Raw genomic sequence first — 23,552 nt, forward strand, 5'->3', positions numbered from 1 at the left:
TATTGGCTAGCAGAAAGCGTATGATCTGCTAAAATAAATCATATTCTATCGCATTGCATTTTCATAGCATTTACTGTATTTAAAATCAGGAATTTATATGTCACAGGCAAATGCCAAAAGCACACAAAAAACCTCAAAAGCAGATGTAAATAGTGCTGAAACGTCTCAATTGAAAGAAATTCGTACACCACCACATAATTTAGCCATTGAACAAGCCGTTCTTGCAGCATTAATGACTGTAGCTGAATCTTTTGAGCAAGTGGGTGATGTATTACAAGAAGTAGATTTCTACGCAACACGTCATAAATATATTTTCCGTGCAATTGATACGCTTGCTAAAGAAAACTCGCCTTATGATGCTGTTTTAGTCAATGACTGGTTAATAAAACAAAACTTATTAGATGCGGTTGGTGGTGAAGAATACCTCATGCAACTTATGGCGGATTCCCCTTCAAGTTTCTACAATATTGAAACCTATGCAACCAAAATTAAAGAGTTTGCAACGTTAAGAAATATGATTAAAGTCAGCACTGAAATTTTGCAGAATGCCTATGATACAAAAGGCAGATCCGTCAGTGAAATTTTAGATTTAGCTGAAACAAATGTATTCCAAATTGCAGAACAACATAACAATAATAAAAAAAATGCTGGTCCTAAACCCATTACGACCGTTGTTGCTGATGTATTTGATAAGCTCAATGAACTATCACAAATGGAAGGAAGTATCACTGGATTAACTACAGGTTTCCTAGAATTAGATAATAAAACATCAGGTATGCAATCTGGAGATTTAATTATTGTTGCTGCTCGTCCTTCTATGGGTAAAACGACGTTTGCAATGAATTTAGTTGAAAGTGTTTTATTTAATAATGATTTACCTGCCTTGGTTTTCTCGATGGAGATGCCAGCAGACTCAATTGCAATGCGTTTAATTTCTGCCTACGGAAAAGTTCATCAAGGTCACTTACGTTCGGGAAAATTAGATGGTGAAGAATGGTCAAAAGTGACTGGAACAATTCTTCAATTACAAGAAAAGCATTTATATATTGATGATTCCTCTGCGTTGCCACCCACAGAGCTTCGAGCGCGAGCTCGACGTATTGCAAAGCAACATGGCGGAAAAATCGGCTGTATTATGGTCGACTATCTTCAGCTTATGAAAGTACCTGGAATGGGTGATAACCGTGTAGGTGAAATTTCTGAAATTTCCCGAAGCTTAAAAGCATTAGCGAAAGAAATGAATTGCCCTGTTATTGCACTTTCTCAGCTGAACCGATCATTAGAGAATCGACCAAATAAACGACCTGTGATGTCAGATTTACGTGAATCAGGGGCAATTGAACAAGATGCCGACTTGATTATGTTTATTTATCGTGATGAAGTTTATAACAAAGAGTCGAAAGAAGCTGGTACAGCAGAAATTATCATTGGTAAACAACGTAATGGACCAATTGGCTCAGTCCGTTTAGCCTTTGAAGGACATTATACGCGTTTTAGTAATCTATCACCTGAATTCTATGCACAATATGAAGATGATGAATAGAATTGGGCAATTATACGCCCTTTTCTACTTCATTTAGCTATAACGCATTAAATATAGCATTCAATTATTTCTAAACCCATTTAATTAATTCCGACTTTAACCCCGATTAAATGTGAACATTTAGTAAATATATCAACATGATCTTTAGTTTTTTCAATTGCAAATAATTTGCCCCACTAAATCAAAATTTCAGTCACGTTTTAAGATAAATAATTATTCATAAATATGCTTTTCATTGAACATTTCTCTAGAGACACGAATATTAATGAAAATCATAAATGAACGTATTCATTTTCAAATGAAGCGCTTAGAATAGGTCATTGCGATATATTTAAATTGCATTAAAATCATATAAGAATGCTGAATCAAGAAATAAGTTATGTATTTCCTAATCATCATCTATCTTCTTTAAGGAGTAATTCGGGTGCGCCAAGCAACAGTTTATATTGATAGTGAAGCACTGCAATATAATTTAAATCGTGTCAAACAACTTGCACCAAAAGCAAAAATAGTGAGCATGGTCAAAGCCAATGCATATGGACACGGGGTAAAAAACTGTTTAGCCGCCTTAAAAAATACCGATGCATTCGGTGTTGCATGCTTAGAAGAAGCGATTGAAATTCGTGAATTAGGTTATCAACAACCCATTACTTTAATTGAAGGTATATTTTCATCTGATGAGATGAAAACTGTACTTGAACAGAATATTGAAATCGTTGTCCACCATCAACAACAATTAGATTGGTTATATGCCCATCAAGTTGCATATCAAAATAAAAACTTAAAAGTTTGGGTTAAATTGAATAGCGGAATGAACCGTCTTGGTTTTAAATTATCTGAAATTATTAACGTCATTCAAACACTTAAAACTAAAGGTTTTACTTGCGTACTTGTCATGCATTTTGCAAATGCTGATACAGATAATCATGATCTCAATGAACAACAAAAATTACAATTTCTACAGGTAAAAGAAGCTTGTTCACCTATTTTAGCCTCTTGCTGTAATTCTGCCGCTATCTTCCAATGGCCCGAACTTCACTTTGATTTTGTTCGTCCAGGCATTATGCTTTACGGTGCAAGTCCTTTTGCTCATAAATCTGCACATGAATTAGATTTAAAACCAGTCATGTCCTTTACCGCGGAAATCATTGCTTTAAATCACCTTCAAAAAGGTGATGCGGTCGGTTATGGTTCAAGCTTCGTGGTTGAAAAAGATACCCATCTTGCGATTGTTTCCATCGGCTATGGGGATGGTTATCCAAGAGCATATTTCAAACAAAATTACGTTGTCATTAATCATCAAAAAGTTGCCGTTATTGGTCGGGTGTCTATGGATATGATTGCAATTGATATCACGGGTTTAAATGTTGAAATTGGCACAAAAGTAGAACTTTGGGGGAAACATAGATTGGTCGATGAAGTTGCTGATGCCAATGGAACAATTGGTTATGAGTTACTGTGTCGTCTAAGCAACCGTCCGATAAGAAAAGTTGTTTAATTTTTAAATTGATCATGAGCAATGAAGCCTAACCTATTTCTTAGGCCAAATTGCTCTTCTAAATTTTACAATACAACCCAAAATTGTTTGACTTAAACAGCTCAATAATTAAAATACCGCTTACATGTTTTAATCTGTCCTCCAATTATGTCGAACGATTTATTAGACCAGCAAGTTGTAGAGCTGGACAACCTGAATGAGCATCGTGAAATTGTCACGTTTATGCGTCGCTCTTCTCCGCTAAATACATCTCAACGTACTGCGCTTGAACAATATGCTCACTTAATTTTGGAATATCCTGTAGGTGATTTAAGACAACACTTTGCACATCCAGAGCGCCCACTGACCGTTGAGATTGGCTTTGGTATGGGGCGTTCACTTGTGTTGATGGCTCAAGCCAATCCTGAACGAAATTTTATAGGAATTGAAGTGCATGTTCCTGGAATTGCACAGTGTGTATATGAAGCAGGTCTGGCAGGCGTAATGGACAATCTTCGTGTACTCGATGCTGATGCAATTCAAGTTTTGCGTGAAATGCCAGACGATAGCATTAACTGCATTCAACTTTATTTCCCAGATCCGTGGCAGAAAAAACGCCACTTTAAACGTCGCTTTGTTGCACATGAACGTATGGAATTAGTGGAACAAAAACTTGAATTAAATGGAACCTTCCACTCTGCTACAGATTGGGAACCCTATGCTGAATGGATGCTTGATGTTTTAGACAACAGACCTCGCCTAAAAAATTTAGCTGGCAAAGGCAATAGCCACCCTCGTCCTGACTGGCGTCCACAAACTAAATTTGAACGACGTGGCATTGAATCAGGTCATAAAATTAATGATTTTATCTTTAAGAAAATAAATTAACGCTTAAATCGAGAATATCAAAAGCTGATCATTTGATCAGCTTTTGAATTATCACTCACTTAGTTTTTTTCATATTTCTTCATAATTTGCGCTGAAAGCAATTGATATACTGCTAAAAAATTTGTCTCATTTTGAGTTTGCAGCATTTCTTGATGCATTTGAATAATATTCAAATCCCCCCGACTTGCAGGTCCAGTTTGTACATCCTGAGGATCAGTAAAGGTTGCTTTTCTCGCAGTTTCTAACATTAAAGGATGAAGTAAAGAAAAATCAACCTGACTTTGATCTAATATTTGCTTTGAAATTGCATAACAATAATTACTAAAATTACAGGCAAACACTGCCGCCAAATGTAAACTGAGACGCTGCTCTGACGTATATTCATATACTTTTTGACTCAAAAATGTGGCAAGTTGATACAATATTTCCCGATCTTTCACATCATGAGCTTCAATAAATAGTGGCGTCTGCTGCCAGTTTATTTTACTTTCAAAACTAAACGTTTGTAATGGATAAAATACGCCTGTTCGACTGAATGATTTTGCCAATACATCTATATGTGTACTACCAGAAGTATGTACAACTAATCCTTTAAAATTTAATTGCTTCAGCTGCTCAACAACAGTTGAAATTGCTTGATCATTAACTGAAATAATCAAAAGTTCAATTTCAGGATCAATTTGATTTAAATCATCTATAGGTTGAGCATTTATATACTCTGCCAATCGTGTTGCATGTGTTAAATGGCGACTGAAAATTTGCACGATTTGATAGTTTGTAAAGAGCTTAGTTGCCAAATGCGTTGCAACCCGCCCTGCCCCAATAAATCCAATTTTCATTTTGAAAAACATCATTAAAAAATCATAATGAGCATGCCAACAAAATTTTATTGATGCAAATATTCTTCTTCCAAAACTGCTGGATATTGAAATTAACTAAAATAAAAAGCCAGCAAATGCTGGCTCTTTTCTATTCAGATCGAATCTATTAAGCTATAAATGTTCTAATTGCCTTACCTTTTACATCTTGCAGAATTAATGGTGTATTTTTTCCATGAGAAATAATGGTATCTTTATTTAATTGCCACGTTAATTCTGGATCAACCAATACCCATCCCTTCTCTTGCAACCAACCCTCATACATATTTGCAACTTTAGCAGGCGCAACAGTTACTTTTTCAACCCACTCTAAAGGTGAGAATAAACCTTCTTGAATGAGCTGTACACCAAATGGGATATAAGTATCAAATGCGCTAAATCCTGGTAAAGTTTCAGCAAACGGTGCATTTTTCGCAGATCGACTTAAAGGTTCATGATGGGTACAGATTGCATCAATTACACCATCTTTTAATCCTTGGCGTAATAATATCTTATCTTGTTCTGAACGTAATGGTGGTCGTACATGGGCTAAGGAGTTGAAACCATCAATCAATTGATCCGTTAAATGGAGTTGATGCATTGCCACATCACACGTTACATTCAATCCTTTTGCTTTTGCTAATTTAATTAACTCAACGGAAGCACCGCAAGATAACAGACCAAAGTGTGCGCGAACTGCGGTTGCTTCAATCATTAATAAATATTTAGCTATAGCAACAGTTTCCGCTAAAGTCGGAATCATGGGTAATCCTTGTCGTGATGCAACAAAGCTCTCATGAACGCAGCCATCTTTCGCAATTTGATGTTCTTCTGCATAAAACACAACGGTCATATCCAAACCCGCTGCATATTCTAAAGTTCGAATGACCACATCATCATCTGCAAATGGTGCATAGGCATTAGAAACAGCAGAACACCCTCCCTTTTTAAGACCAGCCATATTGGCAGGTTGTTTACCTAAAAGTCCTTGGGTTTGTGCACCAATTACTTGCAAATAAATACCACCATCAAGCATGGCTTTTTCAACCAAACCATGAATAAGCGCACCATTGTCTTGTACAATCGGTTTTGAATCTGGTGGTGTAAACACATGTAAAATACCATTTGCACGTGCAGCCCGACCTTCTGATTTCAATGTTCCATGCTGCTGTTGTCCTGGTTCGCGTAATCGAGCACAAAGATCAACCATCGTTGGCATTAACCATTTACCTTGACCATCAATGGTTTCTTCAACTGAATCTAGTGCCGCAACCAATTGACCATTTTTAAGATAAACAGTTTGTACATGATCGGTTTGCTGAATGGGATCTAAGACACGTACATTTTCAATTTTTACCATACTCATGACTGTCTCCTTACACCGCAATCGCGTCTAACAAACCTTTTTCTTGTAACTGACCTTGCATTGATAATGCGAGAACAGCCATACGTACTGCGATACCATTGGTCACCTGTTGAAGAATAACGGATTGCGAACCATCTGCAATACTTGAGTCGATTTCAACACCACGATTCATCGGTCCAGGATGCATCACAATACAATCGGGTTTTGCTAACGCTAAACGTTCAGGATTTAAACCATACATTTTATAGAATTCAGCTTGTGATGATAATGCTGGAGAATCAATTCGTTCATTTTGGATGCGCAAAGTAATAATCACATCACAATCGCGAATACCATCTTCCATTTTATTAAATAAACGCACTCCTTCACCGTATTCATTAAATCCATACGGTAATAAGGTATTTGGCGCCACAATTCGAATATCTTGACAACCTAAGGTTTGTAAAGCGGCAATATCAGAACGTGCAACACGTGAATGTTTAATATCACCAATAATTGCAATACTCATCGCTTCAAATTTTTTATTGGTTTCACGACGAATTGTTAACATATCAAGCATTGCTTGGGTTGGATGTGCATGACGCCCATCACCCGCATTAATAATCGCAACATGCGGACAAACATCTTTCGCAATAAAGTGTGCTGCACCAGATGAAGAATGACGCACCACAAAAACATCTGCAGCCATTGCTTCTAAATTCCACAACGTATCTCGTAAGGTTTCACCTTTTGACGTACTTGATCGTGCAATATCAATATTTAATACGTTTGCAGATAAACGCTTGGCAGCAGCTTCGAAAGTCGTTCTGGTACGCGTAGAATTTTCAAAAAAGAGATTCATTACCGTACGACCTTCTAAGAGATTATTGGTAATGAGTTGATTTTGGTCATTAAAAAAGGACGCCGCGGTGTCCAATATTGTGGTCAGAACTTCTTTTGATAGACCTTCAATCGTCAAAAAGTGCTTTAGGTTTCCGTGCTGATTAAGTTGAATCTGGCTCTGAGAGTGTAATGCCGCCAAATGCATGATGGATTCCTTATACGCTAAGTTAAGGTATTATACAGACATTGCTCTTTGATGTGCATCGCATGTTGTAGGAAAATACAACAATTCTAAAAGAATTTTACACTTAAATTCACAATATATAACTTAAATATCAATTATATATTTTGAATTCGATTATATATAATTCCGTCCTAAAACTTTTATTTTTATCCTTAATCAATATGAATATTTCATTGAATCTACACAATAAAACCTTTTAGGTTTAAGATTATATCCTCAGTACCAAATCACTGTAATTGGTGATTTTTTCTAAAAAATGACACCCATTTCATTCAAGTAAAAGTTCAATGTAAATTACCGTCATTTCAATCATAATTGAATCGGTTATTTTCTTATTCTAAAATAAATTTCACTTATTCAATGCTCAATTTAAATAAGTGAAATTACGCTTTTAATTTTTTAATGTAGAACTCATTTGAAATTGCTCATCGTCAATAACAATCGCTTGCCTACAAATTCCTTCTGCATTCCGTTGATTTTCAAATAATAATACGGGCATGGGCTCAAAAGAATCAAAAAAACATATTTCATGTTCATCAATTGAATATACCAGCGACTGATTTCCGACTTCATCAACCGTATCATAATAAACAATAACGAATTTTTCTTGCGAAATCGCTTGCTGGATTTGTTCATAACTTAATTCTGGTAATATTGGAATTTGTAACTTTTGTGCTTCTACATACATAAGTTGTTCTTTTTCACCAATATTTGGATCTTCATCTGTATAAAAAGTCACACCAAAACCAAACTTTTTGAGTGCGATCGCTAATGCAATGGTAAACGTTCCTTCTTGATCATCATATTGTGTCGTTTTAATAAGATTATCAATATCGACCTGCATACCATGATGATGAAAAAGCATCCAAAGCGCATAAATACCACAGTTTGCTTCCAAATTTGCGAGTGCATCAGGAATCTTTAGCGCCATTTTCAATGTCCGTTCAAATAATTGTGTTGATAATAAACAAAACACGATTGGAACTAAACAATTTTCCAAGTACAATAGTTCGCTAGTCGAGGGATGCTGCGACCATTTACGGACAGGTTTATAAATGTCTTAAACAGTAAATAGGCCAGGCTCGACGATCGGTAAATGCTTTCATGCACTACCAACAACGGCATCCGCGAACTGAATGATCAATTATTTTTTTTATAAGGAGATCGTGATGAACGCGGTTAATGCTTCATTTACAGATTATAAAGTTGCCGATATTTCTTTAGCAGATTACGGTCGTAAAGAAATTAAACTTGCTGAAGCTGAAATGCCAGCGCTGATGGGTTTACGTAAGCGTTATGCAGCAGCGAAACCACTAGCAGGTGCTAAAATTCTTGGCTGTATTCACATGACGATTCAAACAGCTGTTCTCATTGAGACATTGGTTGAATTAGGTGCTGAAGTACGCTGGACTTCATGTAATATTTTTTCAACTCAAGACCATGCTGCAGCAGCTATTGCGGCAAGTGGTGTTCCTGTATTCGCTTGGAAAGGTGAAACAGAAGAAGAATACAACTGGTGTTTAGAACAACAAATTAATGTGAATGGTACACCTTGGGATGCCAACATGATTCTGGATGATGGTGGTGATTTAACTGCACTTGTTCATGATAAATATCCTGAATTAATTACCAAAATTCACGGTGTAACTGAAGAAACTACGACTGGTGTTCAACGTTTATATGAAATGTTACGTGATGGTACATTAAAAGTTCCTGCAATTAATGTAAACGACTCTGTTACTAAGTCTAAAAATGACAATAAATATGGTTGCCGTCACTCGCTTAACGATGCGATTAAACGCGGTACAGACATGTTGTTATCTGGTCGTCGTGCATTGGTTATTGGTTATGGCGATGTAGGTAAAGGTTCTGCTCAATCACTTCGCCAAGAAGGCATGATTGTACGTGTCACGGAAATCGATCCAATTTGTGCAATGCAAGCATGTATGGATGGCTACGAAATTGTATCTCCATACAAAAATGGAGTTCAAACCGGTAAAAAAGAAGATATCAATCTTGAGCTTCTTCAAAATACCGACTTGATTGTTACCACAACTGGTAACTACCACGTTTGCGATGCTGCAATGTTAGATACCTTAAAGGCGGGTGCAGTTGTTTGTAATATTGGTCACTTCGATACTGAAATTGATACAAATTACTTACGTGGCTATAAATGGGTTGAAGTTAAACCGCAAGTTCATCAAGTGTATCGTTCAGAAAATGAAAATGATTATTTAATTCTTCTTTCTGAAGGACGCTTAGTTAACCTTGGTAATGCAACTGGTCATCCTTCACGTGTAATGGATGGTTCTTTTGCAAACCAAGTATTAGGTCAAATGCATTTATTTGCTGAAAAATTTGCTGATCTTCCAAACGAACAAAAGCAAGCTGCTATTCGTGTTGAGTTGCTTCCTAAGAAACTCGATGAAGAAGTTGCTGCTGCAATGGTTGCTGGTTTTGGTGGTGTATTAACCACCCTCACCCAACAACAAGCAGACTATCTAGGCGTTCAAATTGAAGGTCCATTCAAGTCCGACACTTATAAATACTAAGTAATGAAAAGTAAGTTAACCCTCTTAACTTTTTAATAAAAGAGAAGACTTTTACACTCAATGAGCTAAAACATCAGTTTTAGCTCATTTATACAATGGATTTGAACATGTCTAAGCATATTCCAATTTCCTTTGAGTTCTTTCCAACCAAAACTGATGTAGGTGCAGAAAAACTTAAAGTTGTACATCAAGAGCTTCAACAATTAAACCCAGAATTTTTTTCAATTACCTATGGCGCTGGTGGATCTACTCGTGAACGCACTCTAGCAGCCATTAATGAGTTTAATGGAAAAGGAGCGCCTGTTGCTCCTCATCTTTCTTGTATTGGTGATGATAAAGGACGTATTTCTGAATTATTAGATATATATCAATCAATTGGTATTAATCGTATTGTTGCACTACGCGGAGATCTCCCTTCTGGACAAGTCGGTTTGGGCGAGCTTCCTTATGCCACTGATCTTGTTCGCTTTATTCGTGAACACTCAGGTGATCACTTTCAAATTGAAGTTGCTGCATATCCTGAAATGCATCCACAATCTGAGAACTTTGACTTAGACATAAAACATTTTTGTGAAAAAGCCAATGCAGGTGCTAATGCAGCAATAACCCAGTTCTTTTTTAATCCTGACGCTTATTTTTATTTTATTGAGCGTATTCAAAAAGAAGGCGTAAATATTCCTGTATCACCAGGAATTATGCCCATTACCAATGCCAATAATTTAATTCGTTTTGCAGATGGTACAGGTGCAGAAGTTCCACGCTGGATTCGTAAACAGCTTGCAGCTTATGGCGATGATACAACCAGTATTAAAGCCTTTGGACATGAAGTCATTGTTAAGCTCTGTGAACGTTTAATTTCTGGTGGCGCACCAAGCCTACATTTTTATACCATGAATACAACAAATCCAACGCGTCAACTTATACTTGATCTTGGTTTAGCATAATTTATACACCTATTTGAGAGTACAGATTAAATGCCTCGTTTTTTTATAGAAGCAGAACTAAATACCAATACAACGATTCAACTCACTGATACCGTTTTTCATCATTGGATTAAAGTCTTACGTGCTCAAATAGGTGATCAAGCAACATTATTTAATGGAATCGGGGGTGAATATGAGGTGTCGTTAATTGATATTTCTAAAAAATCAGCCGCAGTTCAAATTCACACATATACCCCTAACAATCGAACGCCAAAATGTAAAACTTTACTTGGGCAAGTGATGAGTAAAGGAGATCGTATGGATTATGCCATTCAAAAAGCAGTTGAATTAGGTGTTGCTGAAATTCAGCTACTTACCTCAGAACGCTGTGAAATGCGCCTAAAATATGATCGTGATCAAAAAAAAATCGATCACTGGCAAGCGATTGCCATTGCAGCTTGCGAACAATGCGGCATGAATATTGTCCCTAAAATTTTAGCGCCTCTTTCCTTAGACACATGGCTGCAGTCTGAATTGCCAAATACTAAATTTGTATTAGCACCATATAAAGAGGAAATAAATATAATAGATACCATTCACTCTAGCTTGAGTATTGCATTATTAATTGGGCCAGAAGGTGGTTTAAATGAAAATGAAGTTCAAGCAGCTAATCGAGCAGGTTTTTTAAACTGGTGTATTGGAGAACGAATATTACGCACCGAAACTGCACCGATTGTGGCATTATCAATCATTAATCAATATGTTAAATAAATCACACTTTTTTAAAAAAGTAATATATAATAAATATAAATACAAATTAGATTGAAATATATCAAGAACCTTGTTCCACTCTTTGTGGGACATCTTGGATTTAAGCCACATGACAGAGTCTACTCCCCATGTATATAGTAAATACTTATATACTGAACAAATTAGAAACTCTTTAACAAACATTAAGTATTTTTTACTTAGTCTTTGTTTTGTCAGCATCTATACCTATATCTTTTACTCTTTATTTTATGATTATTCTTCTTTATTTAATCTATGGTTTAATTTAACTGAATTTTTATTGTTGACTTGCCTATGCCTAACACAATTTAAGTTTAAACATAAAACGTATTTGATGAACAATGCTGACTATTGGATAAAATCAGTATGTATGATTATGGGTAGCATACTTGCTATCGGTATTATTATTCTTTATTTTTATTTACCTGTTTATGTCAATGAAGCATACAATTATCGTTCATTTGACCTATCTTTTATCATTATTTGTCTTAGTACTATATTTGCTTTAACTTTTTTAAATCAAAAAAATAGTTATTTTCTTTTATTTTATATTCCTCTGATTTTACCTTTTCTATATATCCAGTTTTATCTTTTAATCGATTATGATAATCATTTTTCACTCTTTCTATTCACAGACATTATTTTATTTCTGGTTTTAATTTGTTCAAGTCTTTTTATTCAAACTCAAAAAAGATTAACCCGAGTTCACTATAAAAACACCCTATTAACACGTCGTGTAATAGATCAAACTCAACAGAAAAAAATTCTGAATCAAAAACTTAGGGATGAAATACAAAAATCTCAAACAATTGAGCGCCAACTATTTTTATATACTAAAGCACTCAAACATAATATTAAAAAATTAGATATAAAATCTACACAGCATAATCTTAGAAATATAAAATTCGATTTTATATTCACACATCATTATGCTCACTTAATTCTCTGGAATAAGAACATAAAGCATAACTTACAGCAGAATGAGCGTAAGCTTATTCATAATTTCAATGATCAAAATAAAAGCTTTGTACATTCTCCTGATTTTAAAAATTTTAAAGATGAGTTATTTAAGCAGCTACGTGGCTTAAGCCATCAATTTGAAGCTAAATCTAAAATTCAACTCAGTGACAGAAAATGGTATTGGATACATGATATTAGTCGTGTGATTAATCGTTATACCAAAAACCCCTTCACACTTCACATGGTTGACATTCAAAAAAATACTCATCATGAATGTTCAAATCAAGAGCGATTAAGACTTTCAGCGAGCGTCTTGCTCCAACAAGCTGCTGAAGGTATTTTTATCTTAAATCATGAATTACAATATATTGATGTCAATCCATTTTATGAACAACTTACAGGTTTTGATCAAACTCAACTGTTGGGGAAAAACCTTTTTGCCATTGTTGAAAATCATCAAAAAAAACTACATCATTTTATAATAAATGAGGTGTTATCTACTGGTAAATATGACAATGAAATAACCGTGGTCTTTTTGTCTGGTCATAAACGTACATTAAGGCTACATATTAACGCGATTCAAGATGATCAAAATCAGGTGATTAATTATATCGGTATTGTTTCAGACTTAACTGAAAAACGTTTACAAGAACAACGCCTTTCGTATTTAGAAAATTATGATGCATTAACAGATTTACCGAATAGATTTTACTATAATTATCAATTACATCAATATTTAGTTAAGTATCAAGATGATCGTAGTAAAAAGTTAGCCATTATTCGACTTAATGTTGATCGTTTTAGACATTTAAATGAATATTTAACAGATCAAGGCGGAGATGAGTTTTTAAAACAACTCGCTCAACGTTTACGTATATGTAATAAAAAAGCACTCTTTCTCGCACATTTAAATGGTGACAATTTTGCAATTGTCTACGAGCTGTCAACACTTCAATCCTCTATACAACACATGTGTGAAAAAATCACCAAACAATTGGAAATTCCATTTCATATTAATGGTGAAGATCATGTGATTACAGTTTCTATGGGCATCGCATTTTATCCAGAACATGGCAGACAAATTGATTACTTAAATAATTATGCAGAGCAAGCCTTAAATGAAGCGAAACGCTTAGGTGGCGATATGATTCGCATTTATAATTTTCAAACTGAATTATTCAATGAGCAAAATATTCAATTAGAAAGAGATTTAAAAAATGCAATAAAAAATGAAGAACTTTCTGTATATTATCAACCAAAGCTTTATTTTAAGGATTCGAAAATTCAAGGCTTTGAAGCTCTAGTACGTTGGAATCATCCAACTAAGGGCTTAATTTACCCGAATACTTTTCTTCCAATTGCTGAACAAACCAGTCTAATTTCAGACATTGGGCAATTCGTGATTTTAAAAACTGCTGAACAATTACAAAAATGGATTCAATTCGGATATGAAGATATCGTGATATCTTTAAATATTGTCGCGCAACAGCTTCATCGTGGTAGCTTATTAGATACAATTGATCGTGCATTAGAAAAATATCAAATTTCTGGAAGTAATATAGAACTTGAGATAACCGAATCCTCTTTGGTTGATAATTCAGATACGGTAAAAAATACACTTGATGAACTTATAAAACGAGATATACGCATTGCTCTTGATGATTTCGGAACTGGTTATTCTTCTCTTTCATATTTAACACAATTCCCTATTCGCACTTTAAAAATTGACCGCAGTTTTATTTCACACATTGGTCAACCTAAACAAGAAGCATTAGTCAGTGCCATTATTGCCATGGGAAAAGCAATGGGAATGACACTGGTTGCTGAAGGAGTTGAAACCGAAGAACAATTAGAATATCTATCAAAACATCAGTGTGATATTGCTCAAGGTTTTTTATTTTCAAAAGTGTTAACTGAAGAAGATGCGACTGCCTACTTAACTCAAAACTATCAGACTGAGTTATAGCCAATAAATATCAAGAAAGCGTTATTATGAATAATAAAAGATAAAAAATACATTATTCGGGCTGTGATTAAGCTAAGACTAATGATATATTCGAAAGCATTTCGCTAATCTTTACACGGGTTGGCATTACTTGTAAGACGAAAGAGATTCAGATGGACGAGCAATCATTAAAACAGCAAGCATTGTATTATCACGAGTTTCCAACGCCAGGAAAAATCAGTGTTACGCCAAGTAAACAACTGATTAATCAGCATGATTTAGCACTTGCGTATTCTCCTGGTGTTGCAGCACCTTGTTTGGAAATTGAAAAGGATCCATCAAAGGCTGCACTCTATACTGCACGAGGAAACTTAGTTGCAGTAATTAGTAATGGTACTGCTGTATTAGGATTAGGTAATATTGGACCTTTAGCTTCTAAACCTGTAATGGAAGGTAAAGGCGTACTTTTCAAAAAGTTTGCGGGTGTTGATGTTTTTGACATCGAAATTGCTGAAAACGATCCAGATAAAATTGTTGAAATCGTGGCTGCTCTTGAACCAACATTTGGTGGTATTAACTTAGAAGATATTAAAGCACCTGAATGTTTCTATATTGAAAAGAAACTTCGTGAACGCATGAATATCCCTGTATTCCATGATGATCAGCATGGGACATCGATCATTGTAGGTTCTGCACTTTTAAATGCCTTACAACTAAATGGCAAAAAAATTGAAGATATCAAAATCATTGCTTCTGGTGCAGGTGCAGCAGCACTTTCTTGCTTAGATTTACTTTGCGCATTAGGTGTTCAAAAAGAAAATATTATCGTTGCTGATTCACGTGGTCTATTAACGACAAAACGTGAAGGATTAGATGATTCTAAAAAGCGTTATGTACAAGACATTGAAGGCACACAATTAACAGATGTTATTGCTGATGCAGATATGTTCCTTGGTCTTTCTGCACCTGGTATTTTGACCCCCGAAATGGTCAAAGTTATGGCAAAAGACCCAATTGTTTTTGCACTTGCAAATCCAGATCCAGAAATCTTACCAGAACATGCACATCAAGTTCGTGATGATGTGATTATGGCAACAGGTCGTTCAGATTATCCAAACCAAGTAAATAATGCTCTTTGTTTCCCATATATCTTCCGTGGTGCACTTGATGTAGGTGCAACAACAATTAATGAAGAAATGAAAATTGCCTGTGTACATGCAATTGCACGTATGGCACATATTGAAGCAGATGCAGCATCTTATGGTGAAAAATCCGCTTCATTTGGTCGTGATTATTTGATTCCACGCCCACTTGATCAGCGCTTGATTCTTGAAATTGCACCTGCAATTGCACAAGCAGCAATGGATTCTGGTGTTGCGACACGTCCAATTGAAGATTTTTCTGCATATCGTCAACGTTTATCTGAATTTGTTTATAATTCAGCATTCATGATGAAACCTATTTTTGCACAAGCAAAAGCAGATCCTAAACGAATCGCTTATGCTGAAGGTGAAGACTTACGCGTACTTCGTGCTGCTCAAATTGCTGTAGATGAAGGTTTAGCAAAACCAATTCTTGTTGGTCGTACAGCGGTAATCGAAGCGAATATCAAAAAATTAGGCTTACGTCTTGCACATGGTGAAAATATCACCATTGTCGATCAAGAAAAAAATCCTGATTATGAAAAATTTGCTGATGATTATTACCAAATTATGCAGCGTAAAGGTGTCACACCTGAATACGCACAGCGTGAAGCTCGTCGACGCTCTACACTCATTGCATCAATGTTAGTTAAACATGGTTTAGCTGATGGTATGTTATGTGGTACTTATTCAAGTTACGATATCCATTTAGATTTCGTGAGCAATGTAATTGGCAAACAAGAAGGTCGTAATACATTCTTTACGTTAAATGCATTGATGCTTGAAGACCGTAACTTATTTATTGCTGACACTTATGTCAATACGAACCCAACTGCTGAACAACTGGCTGAAATGACCATTTTAGCGGCTGAAGAAGTTCGTCGTTTTGGTATTACGCCACGTATCGCTTTATTGTCACACTCAAGTTTTGGTTCAGACCAAAATGATACAAGTGCACAAAAAATGCGTAAAGTGTATGAAATTTTAAATGAAATTGCACCAGAACTTGAAGTTGAAGGTGAAATGCATGGTGATGCAGCATTAGATGAAAATATTCGTCATTTTGCATTCCCTAATACGCGTTTCAAAGGTTCTGCAAACTTACTTATTATGCCAAACCTTGATGCGGCAAATATTTCGTTTAACCTCTTAAAATCAACTTCTGGTAATAATGTTACCATTGGTCCAATTCTTTTAGGTGCTGCAAAGCCAGTTCATATTTTAACACCAACAGCGACAACACGCCGTGTGGTAAATATGACAGCATTAACAGTTGCTGAAATTCAAGAATATGAGAAAAATGCACTATAAGTGAATATTTTCTCAACATTTTGATACTTGAGAAAACCTCTATTCTGTAGCATGATGCTTACAAGAATAGAGGTTTTTTCATGCAAGTTTATTTAGTAGGCGGCGCAGTTCGAGACCATTTACTTGGTTACCCTTATCACGAAAAAGATTATGTTGTTGTCGGCGCTACACCCGATCAACTTTTAGCCCTTGGGTATCAACCAGTGGGTAAAGATTTCCCTGTTTTTTTACACCCAGAAAGCAAAGATGAATATGCACTTGCGCGGACTGAAAGAAAATCTGGGCAGGGATATCATGGTTTTGAGTTTCATACTGACCCAAACGTTACCTTAGAAGAAGATTTAATTCGACGAGATCTCACGATTAATGCAATTGCGATGGATCATAATGGAAATATTTATGATCCATATTCAGGACAGCAAGACTTAAAAAATAAAGTTCTGCGTCATGTTTCAAATGCATTTATTGAAGATCCCCTACGTGTATTACGTATAGCGCGATTTGCTGCCCGATATAAAGCAATTGGATTTACGGTCGCACCAGAAACTTTAATACTCATGCAACAACTCACTGAGTCAGGTGAATTAAATGCATTAACTCCCGAACGTGTCTGGAAAGAAACCTCTCGTGCGCTCATGGAAAAACATGCAGATGAATATTTCGAAGTGTTACGCACCTGTGGCGCCCTGAAAGTACTATTTCCTGAAATTGATGCATTATACGGCATTCCACAACGTCCAGAGTATCATCCTGAGATTGACTGTGGCATTCACACGATGATGTCTGTACAACAGGCATGTGCAGCAAACTACTCATTAGAAGTTCGTTTTGCGGTACTATTACATGATTTAGGCAAGGCACTAACGCCAAAAAGTGAACTTCCTCGACATATCATGCATGAAGAACGTGGGATTCAATTGGTCATTAATGTATGTGATCGATTAAAAGTACCGACAAATACCAAACAACTTGCATTATCTGTTTGTAAAGAACATTTAAAATGTCATCAAGCCTTACAATTAAAACCTGGAACCCTATGGCGACTATTGCAACGTTTAGATGTCCTAAGGCGTCCAGAGCGTGTAGAAGCATTTATACAAGCATGTGAATGCGATGCACGAGGTCGTTTAGGTTTAGAAAATCGGGATTATCCTCAAGCAAAATTTATGTTAGATGCAATGAAGATTGTGCGTCAGATTAAAGCACAAGATTTACCCATTGAAATTAGAGGCCCTGAAATTGGTGAATTGCTCATTAAAAAGAGAATTGATGCTCTAACTCAGTTTAAAAAACAAACTGAAATTGAACCAAATTGTTCTAATTCTTAACGAGCACGTTATTCTTATAACCAAGAACAGTTCAGGCAAATAAGTCTATAATTTGCCTTAATTACTTTTTAGCAAAAATCTGATCTTAACCAGCCTTTTTCATCTTATTTTTTATTGATATATCCTGCTTGCTCTACAAGCACCTTACTGATTCAACGTTAAATATTATTTTTATCTCAAATAAAAAGAGTCTCCAAAGAGACTCTTTTTACAATAAAATCATGCCTAAATAAGCATAAAATTATAAATTATGCATTTTTTTCCGCAGGGACTTTTGCATAACGTACGCCACTCATTTGCTCAGCAATACGCAGTACTTGGCAGCTATAACCGACTTCATTATCGTACCAGACATAAGCTGTTAAACGATTACCTGAAGTAATTGTTGCTTGTGCATCAAAGACACCTGCTGTACGTGATCCAATGAAATCTGAAGATACAACTTCCGTTGAGTTTGTATAACCGATTTGACCTTGTAAGTTAGAATAAATTGAAATTTGACGAATATATTCATTCACTTCATCGCGATCAACTTCTTTGTCTAACGTTAGATTTAAAATTGCAAGTGAAACGTTTGGTGTTGGTACACGTACTGAATTACCCGTTAATTTACCTTTAAGTCCTGGTAATGCTTTAGCAACAGCTTTAGCAGCACCAGTTTCAGTAATCACCATGTTTAATGTTGCAGCACGACCACGGCGATCAGCTTTATGATAGTTATCAATTAAGTTCTGGTCATTGGTAAATGAATGAACAGTTTCTACATGACCATTGATCACTTTATATTTGTCATCAATCACTTTTAATGTTGGTGTAATAGCATTTGTCGTGCAACTTGCAGCAGAGATAATTTTATCTTCATCTAAAATGTCTGCATTATTCACACCAAATACAACGTTCTTCATTTCACCTTTGCCAGGTGCGGTTAAAATAACACGTGCTGCGCCTGGACATTGAAGATGTAATGCAAGACCTTCAGCATCACGCCATTTACCTGTATTATCAATCACCAATGCATTTTGAATTCCATAAGCCGTATAATCGACTTCAGATGGGCTAGATGCATAAATAACTTTAATAAATTGACCATTGGCAATGATCGCTTCATTCTCTTCATCTACTGAAATTGTGCCTGAGAATGAACCATGAATAGAATCACGACGTAATAACGAAGCACGCTTTTCTAAATCGCCATCTGATGATTTACGTACAACAATCGCTTTTAAACTTAAACCACGCCCTAAACCCGATTGACCAATCATTAAACGTGCAAGAATACGTCCAATACGTCCAAAGCCGTATAATACAACATCTCTATTCTCTACTGCTGTCGCATTGCCTTTTAAAGTTTCAACTGCTTCTGCAACAAATGCATCGACATCGCCACCTTTTTCTTTAAATTCAACAGCAAGTTTACCTAAGTCAACTTCACCCGTACCAATGTTCTCTAGTTTTGCTAAAGCTTCTAAAATTGGGAAAGTATTTACAACAGAAAGTTCAACGTCCATCATACGTGTACGACGATGCGCTTTTAGAATTTGGATTACAGAACGGTTAACTAAAGAACGGCCATAAACCGAAGTTACAATATTTTTTTCGCGGTATAAATTACCGATCAAAGCAATCATTTTTTCCGCAATTTCTTCGCGGTTTTCCCAACGACCTTGATGCTCTGCGTGTAGGGCGATAATTGTCTCTTTGCTCACAGATACGTCCTCTAATTAATAATGTCTATGCATAAATTTTAAACCCCATAATTGTAAAGGAATTATCAAAAATAATGAATCAAAAGCGTATACCTATTTATCTATTTTGTAATATATTCAGTATAAAATCTGAAAATAGTTGTAATTTTTTATTTTTTATTAAAGATTAGTTTATAAAATAAAAACAATATAGTAGAAATACTTACACGTTTGAATTGAACTATCCATTTCACTACCAACAATTTAACCTTTGATTTTATGTAAATAAAAATGAAAAGATCTGTATTTATGCGATAAATAACCTACTTCTTTGCCAAATCTTGATTTAATTTTTCAATATTAAGTTTTAATTTTTTTTGCTTGTTAATTTCTTTTAATACATGTACAGCACCTTCAATGGCAAGCAATAAAACTGCGAGCCAAATTGGAATATACGTCAACCACTCTTCTGTGCTCACGCGTTCTCCCATAATAATTGATGCCAATGCCAATAAAACAGGTTCTAAATAACTGAGTAATCCAAAAATAACAAAAGGTAAAAGTCGGCTTGCAAGAATATAGCTTCCTAAGCCCATAGCACTCAAGAACCCTAATCCTATAATTGATAAAATTAAATATGGAAGTGAGGCAATAATGACGAGACTATCACTATACAAAAAAGCTAAATAGATGGACATCGGAATAATTAAACATAAATCCCACCAAAAACCACCTAAATGATCAGTTTTATAAAAACGACGTAAGAAAAAATAAATTGGATAAGCAACCGCAACATACACAGTTTCCCATGCAATACTGCCGATGCGCCAAACCTCATGTCCTACACCAATAACGGCTAACACTACTGCAATGATTTGTAAATTGGATAATTTTTCTTTATATAAAATACAACCGACTAACACCATAATTAAAGGCAATAAGAAATAACCCAATGAAACGGCTAATCCTCGACCATTTATAGGTCCCCATAAAAATAGCCAAAGCTGAGAGGTACATAATACCGAACTCAATAAAAGCCAAATAATCAAACGTGGATTTTCCTTCACCCGCTGAACAATTTGTTTGATATATTTTAAATCACCAATCCACCACATAAATAAAGTTAATAAGGGTAATGTGGATAACATACGCCAAGCAAACACTTCCTCACTATTAAGTGGCTTTAAAAATTGGGCATAAAAAAATAAAACGCCAAAAGTAATTGATGCCAATATAGACAATGCAACGCCCTTGTACATCTTTCACCTCAAATTCAGTTTAAAGCTAAAACTGGAATAGTATTCGTTTATAATTTTCGAATTATACATGAGGTTTCAAATTATTTAGCATTTGATATACCAATATATGTATCACTACAAATCGGATAATTTACGACTTAGTTTCTTCTTCTAATTTTGATCTAAGTATCGTTACTATTATTATATCTTGTATCTAAATATAAACATTAAGCATCTTTTCATCAAATCGACATATTCATGCTTCTGTAAAACAACTTAATCAATTATGAGGATGTCATTGATTCCAGTTCTATTTCATCCTCAAAACTTATCCAATCTTATCCCATATTTAATACAACATTTTTTCTTTCAAATGAAGAATCTCATCTCGTAATCGTGCTGCTTGTTCAAATTGCAATTCTTTAGATGCTTTTAACATCTCTTTTTCCAATTTAGTAATATGTTTTGCAAGCAGTTTAGGATCTGACAATAAATGCTGTTCATCTGCAGTTAAAACTCTAGATTGATTTGATGCATCTGAATTCGATAGATCATCTTCAAAAACTTCGCCAGTATTTAAATCTTTTGCTACCTGACGAACTGCACTTCTTGGCGTAATATGATGCTCTAAATTAAATTCAATCTGCTTATTACGACGACGATCAGTTTCATCTATCGCTTTTTGCATAGAGTCTGTTATACGATCAGCATACAAAATTGCCTTACCCTTCACATTACGCGCAGCACGACCAATCGTTTGTATTAATGATCTTTCAGAACGTAAAAAACCTTCCTTATCTGCATCCAAAATTGCAACCAATGATACTTCAGGCATATCTAAGCCCTCTCGAAGTAAATTAATACCAATTAATGCATCATAAATACCTGAACGTAAATCGTGAATAATCTTGGTTCGCTCAACCGTATCAATGTCTGAATGTAAATAGGCAACTTTGATACCATACTCTTTTAAATAGGATGTCAGATCCTCTGCCATACGTTTGGTTAAAGTCGTCACTAATACTCGCTCATCTAATTCTTTACGAATATTAATTTCAGACAACACATCATCAACTTGTGTTAAAACTGGACGTATTTCAATTACTGGATCAAGTAACCCTGTTGGTCGTACCACTTGCTCTACAATTTGTTTGGATTTTTCTAATTCATATCGTGCGGGTGTTGCACTGACATAAATCGTTGCTGGAACGATGCGCTCCCATTCTTCAAATTTCATTGGTCGATTATCTAGTGCGCTCGGTAAACGAAAACCATAGTTCACTAAGTTTTCTTTACGTGAGCGATCCCCTTTGTACATGGCTCCAATTTGTGGAACGGTCACATGCGACTCATCAATAATTAACAATGCATCATCTGGAAGATAATCAAATAAGGTTGGAGGGGCCTCTCCTGCTGGACGTCCTGATAAATGACGAGAATAATTTTCGATACCATTGGTATAGCCCAATTGCTGCATCATTTCTAAATCATAGCGAGTACGCTGTTCGATTCTTTGCGCTTCTAATAATTTATCGTGCTCACGGAAAAAAACTAAGCGATCTTTGAGTTCTTCTCGAATCGTTCCAATCGCTCGTTGTAAATTATCTTTTGGCGTTACATAGTGACTTTTAGGATATATCGTCACACGTGGTGCTTTACGCACCATTTTTCCTGTTAGCGGATCAAACCATCGAATTGAATCAACTTCATCATCAAATAACTCAATACGAATTGCATGCTGATCCGATTCTGCTGGAAAAATATCAATAATCTCACCACGAATGCGATATGTCCCGCGTAAAAACTCTAATTCATTACGCGTATATTGCATTTCAACCAATCTACGAATAATGTCATCACGCGCTATGCGATCACCTTCGACCACATGTAACAACATGCTCATATAAGCGTTTGGATCACCTAAACCATAAATTGCCGACACTGATGCAACAATAATTGCATCACGACGTTCTAGTAATGCACGTGTTGCAGATAACCGCATTTGATCAATATGATCATTAATAGAAGAGTCTTTTTCAATAAATGTATCTGATGATGGAACGTATGCTTCTGGTTGATAATAGTCGTAATAACTGACGAAATATTCAACTGCATTGTGCGGAAAAAAAGATTTAAACTCACCATAAAGCTGTGCTGCTAAAGTTTTATTATGCGCCATAATAATTGTTGGACGTTGGAGCTGTGCAATGACATTTGCCATCGTATAAGTCTTCCCTGAGCCCGTAACCCCTAACAATAACTGATCATGATAACCTTGTTCTAATCCGTTCACCAATTTAGCAATCGCTTGAGGCTGATCTCCAGCAGGCTGATAACTTGTAACGAGTTCGAAAGGTTGATGATCACTCACAATAAATCTTCTCTTCAATTCAGTTTGGCGGTGTATTTTAACAGATTATCGCGTATGACGTTTGCTAAATCATCGACTCATCTTAAAATGATATTTTTACTTGACCCACCA

General features: G+C 35.5%; 16 protein-coding genes. 9 read left to right on the forward strand and 7 right to left on the reverse strand.

Features of this window, described 5'->3' with window-relative positions:
• The first annotated feature begins 97 nt into the window (after positions 1-97).
• The 3 genes from dnaB (at position 98) to trmB (ending at position 3,908) form a co-directional block, all read left to right on the forward strand.
• Complete coding sequence (gene dnaB / locus B9T31_RS03010; RefSeq protein ID WP_086180493.1) at positions 98-1,543, forward strand: replicative DNA helicase; 1,446 nt, start codon at positions 98-100, stop codon at positions 1,541-1,543.
• Between the two features lie 424 nt (positions 1,544-1,967).
• Positions 1,968-3,041, forward strand: a complete 1,074-nt coding sequence (gene alr, locus B9T31_RS03015) for an alanine racemase (protein WP_086180494.1) — start codon at positions 1,968-1,970, stop codon at positions 3,039-3,041.
• A gap of 147 nt (positions 3,042-3,188) precedes the next feature.
• Positions 3,189-3,908, forward strand: coding sequence for a tRNA (guanosine(46)-N7)-methyltransferase TrmB (trmB, locus tag B9T31_RS03020; protein ID WP_086180495.1), 720 nt, complete (start codon positions 3,189-3,191; stop codon positions 3,906-3,908).
• A gap of 59 nt (positions 3,909-3,967) precedes the next feature.
• Here trmB and B9T31_RS03025 read toward each other — a convergent pair whose 3' ends face one another.
• The 4 genes from B9T31_RS03025 to B9T31_RS03040 form a co-directional block, all read right to left on the reverse strand.
• On the reverse strand, positions 3,968-4,747 hold the full coding sequence (locus tag B9T31_RS03025; protein WP_086180778.1) for a Rossmann-like and DUF2520 domain-containing protein: 780 nt from the start codon (positions 4,745-4,747) through the stop codon (positions 3,968-3,970).
• A gap of 148 nt (positions 4,748-4,895) precedes the next feature.
• A complete protein-coding gene (locus tag B9T31_RS03030; RefSeq protein ID WP_086180496.1) occupies positions 4,896-6,131 on the reverse strand; it encodes a dihydroorotase in 1,236 nt (411 codons plus the stop codon).
• A gap of 10 nt (positions 6,132-6,141) precedes the next feature.
• A complete protein-coding gene (locus tag B9T31_RS03035; protein ID WP_086180497.1) occupies positions 6,142-7,158 on the reverse strand; it encodes an aspartate carbamoyltransferase catalytic subunit in 1,017 nt (338 codons plus the stop codon).
• A gap of 430 nt (positions 7,159-7,588) precedes the next feature.
• A complete protein-coding gene (locus B9T31_RS03040) occupies positions 7,589-8,128 on the reverse strand; it encodes a cysteine peptidase family C39 domain-containing protein (RefSeq protein ID WP_086180779.1) in 540 nt (179 codons plus the stop codon).
• Positions 8,129-8,366: 238 nt separating this feature from the next.
• Between B9T31_RS03040 and ahcY the strand changes: the two genes are divergently transcribed.
• The 6 genes from ahcY to B9T31_RS03070 all read left to right on the forward strand — a co-directional run bounded on the left by ahcY (position 8,367) and on the right by B9T31_RS03070 (position 18,147).
• The gene (gene ahcY, locus B9T31_RS03045) at positions 8,367-9,749 is read left to right on the forward strand and encodes an adenosylhomocysteinase (RefSeq protein ID WP_086180498.1); all 1,383 of its coding nucleotides are present in this window, start codon (positions 8,367-8,369) and stop codon (positions 9,747-9,749) included.
• Between the two features lie 107 nt (positions 9,750-9,856).
• Complete coding sequence (metF, locus tag B9T31_RS03050; protein WP_086180499.1) at positions 9,857-10,693, forward strand: methylenetetrahydrofolate reductase [NAD(P)H]; 837 nt, start codon at positions 9,857-9,859, stop codon at positions 10,691-10,693.
• 30 nt (positions 10,694-10,723) lie between these two features.
• Positions 10,724-11,443: a 16S rRNA (uracil(1498)-N(3))-methyltransferase gene (locus B9T31_RS03055; RefSeq protein WP_086180500.1), complete on the forward strand. Its 720-nt coding sequence runs from the start codon at positions 10,724-10,726 to the stop codon at positions 11,441-11,443.
• Positions 11,444-11,837: 394 nt separating this feature from the next.
• On the forward strand, positions 11,838-14,387 hold the full coding sequence (locus B9T31_RS03060; RefSeq protein WP_416202512.1) for an EAL domain-containing protein: 2,550 nt from the start codon (positions 11,838-11,840) through the stop codon (positions 14,385-14,387).
• Positions 14,388-14,539: 152 nt separating this feature from the next.
• Positions 14,540-16,819: an NADP-dependent malic enzyme gene (locus B9T31_RS03065; protein WP_086180502.1), complete on the forward strand. Its 2,280-nt coding sequence runs from the start codon at positions 14,540-14,542 to the stop codon at positions 16,817-16,819.
• Between the two features lie 80 nt (positions 16,820-16,899).
• Positions 16,900-18,147: a multifunctional CCA addition/repair protein gene (locus B9T31_RS03070; protein ID WP_086180503.1), complete on the forward strand. Its 1,248-nt coding sequence runs from the start codon at positions 16,900-16,902 to the stop codon at positions 18,145-18,147.
• 248 nt (positions 18,148-18,395) lie between these two features.
• Here the strand turns inward: B9T31_RS03070 and B9T31_RS03075 are convergent, their stop codons facing one another.
• From B9T31_RS03075 to uvrB, 3 genes are all read right to left on the reverse strand, one after another.
• Positions 18,396-19,853, reverse strand: coding sequence for a glyceraldehyde-3-phosphate dehydrogenase (locus tag B9T31_RS03075; protein ID WP_086180504.1), 1,458 nt, complete (start codon positions 19,851-19,853; stop codon positions 18,396-18,398).
• 302 nt (positions 19,854-20,155) lie between these two features.
• Positions 20,156-21,091 (reverse strand): EamA family transporter RarD, encoded by a 936-nt coding sequence (gene rarD, locus B9T31_RS03080; protein ID WP_086180505.1) that lies wholly within the window; start codon positions 21,089-21,091, stop codon positions 20,156-20,158.
• A 328-nt stretch (positions 21,092-21,419) separates the two neighbouring features.
• A complete protein-coding gene (gene uvrB, locus B9T31_RS03085; protein ID WP_086180506.1) occupies positions 21,420-23,441 on the reverse strand; it encodes an excinuclease ABC subunit UvrB in 2,022 nt (673 codons plus the stop codon).
• Between the last annotated feature and the right edge of the window lie 111 nt (positions 23,442-23,552).

Source organism: Acinetobacter sp. ANC 4558 (genome assembly GCF_002135375.1).
In the GTDB taxonomy this organism is placed as follows: Bacteria; Pseudomonadota; Gammaproteobacteria; order Pseudomonadales; family Moraxellaceae; genus Acinetobacter.

Coding starts and splice junctions, on each gene's coding strand:
- dnaB (WP_086180493.1), top strand. CDS start 98: ATGTCACAGGCAAATGCCAAAAGCACACAAAAAACCTCAAAAGCAGAT.
- trmB (WP_086180495.1), top strand. CDS start 3,189: ATGTCGAACGATTTATTAGACCAGCAAGTTGTAGAGCTGGACAACCTG.
- B9T31_RS03025 (WP_086180778.1), bottom strand. CDS start 4,747: ATGAAAATTGGATTTATTGGGGCAGGGCGGGTTGCAACGCATTTGGCA.
- B9T31_RS03030 (WP_086180496.1), bottom strand. CDS start 6,131: ATGAGTATGGTAAAAATTGAAAATGTACGTGTCTTAGATCCCATTCAG.
- B9T31_RS03035 (WP_086180497.1), bottom strand. CDS start 7,158: ATGCATTTGGCGGCATTACACTCTCAGAGCCAGATTCAACTTAATCAG.
- B9T31_RS03040 (WP_086180779.1), bottom strand. CDS start 8,128: ATGGCGCTAAAGATTCCTGATGCACTCGCAAATTTGGAAGCAAACTGT.
- ahcY (WP_086180498.1), top strand. CDS start 8,367: ATGAACGCGGTTAATGCTTCATTTACAGATTATAAAGTTGCCGATATT.
- metF (WP_086180499.1), top strand. CDS start 9,857: ATGTCTAAGCATATTCCAATTTCCTTTGAGTTCTTTCCAACCAAAACT.
- B9T31_RS03055 (WP_086180500.1), top strand. CDS start 10,724: ATGCCTCGTTTTTTTATAGAAGCAGAACTAAATACCAATACAACGATT.
- B9T31_RS03060 (WP_416202512.1), top strand. CDS start 11,838: ATGGGTAGCATACTTGCTATCGGTATTATTATTCTTTATTTTTATTTA.
- B9T31_RS03065 (WP_086180502.1), top strand. CDS start 14,540: ATGGACGAGCAATCATTAAAACAGCAAGCATTGTATTATCACGAGTTT.
- B9T31_RS03070 (WP_086180503.1), top strand. CDS start 16,900: ATGCAAGTTTATTTAGTAGGCGGCGCAGTTCGAGACCATTTACTTGGT.
- rarD (WP_086180505.1), bottom strand. CDS start 21,091: ATGTACAAGGGCGTTGCATTGTCTATATTGGCATCAATTACTTTTGGC.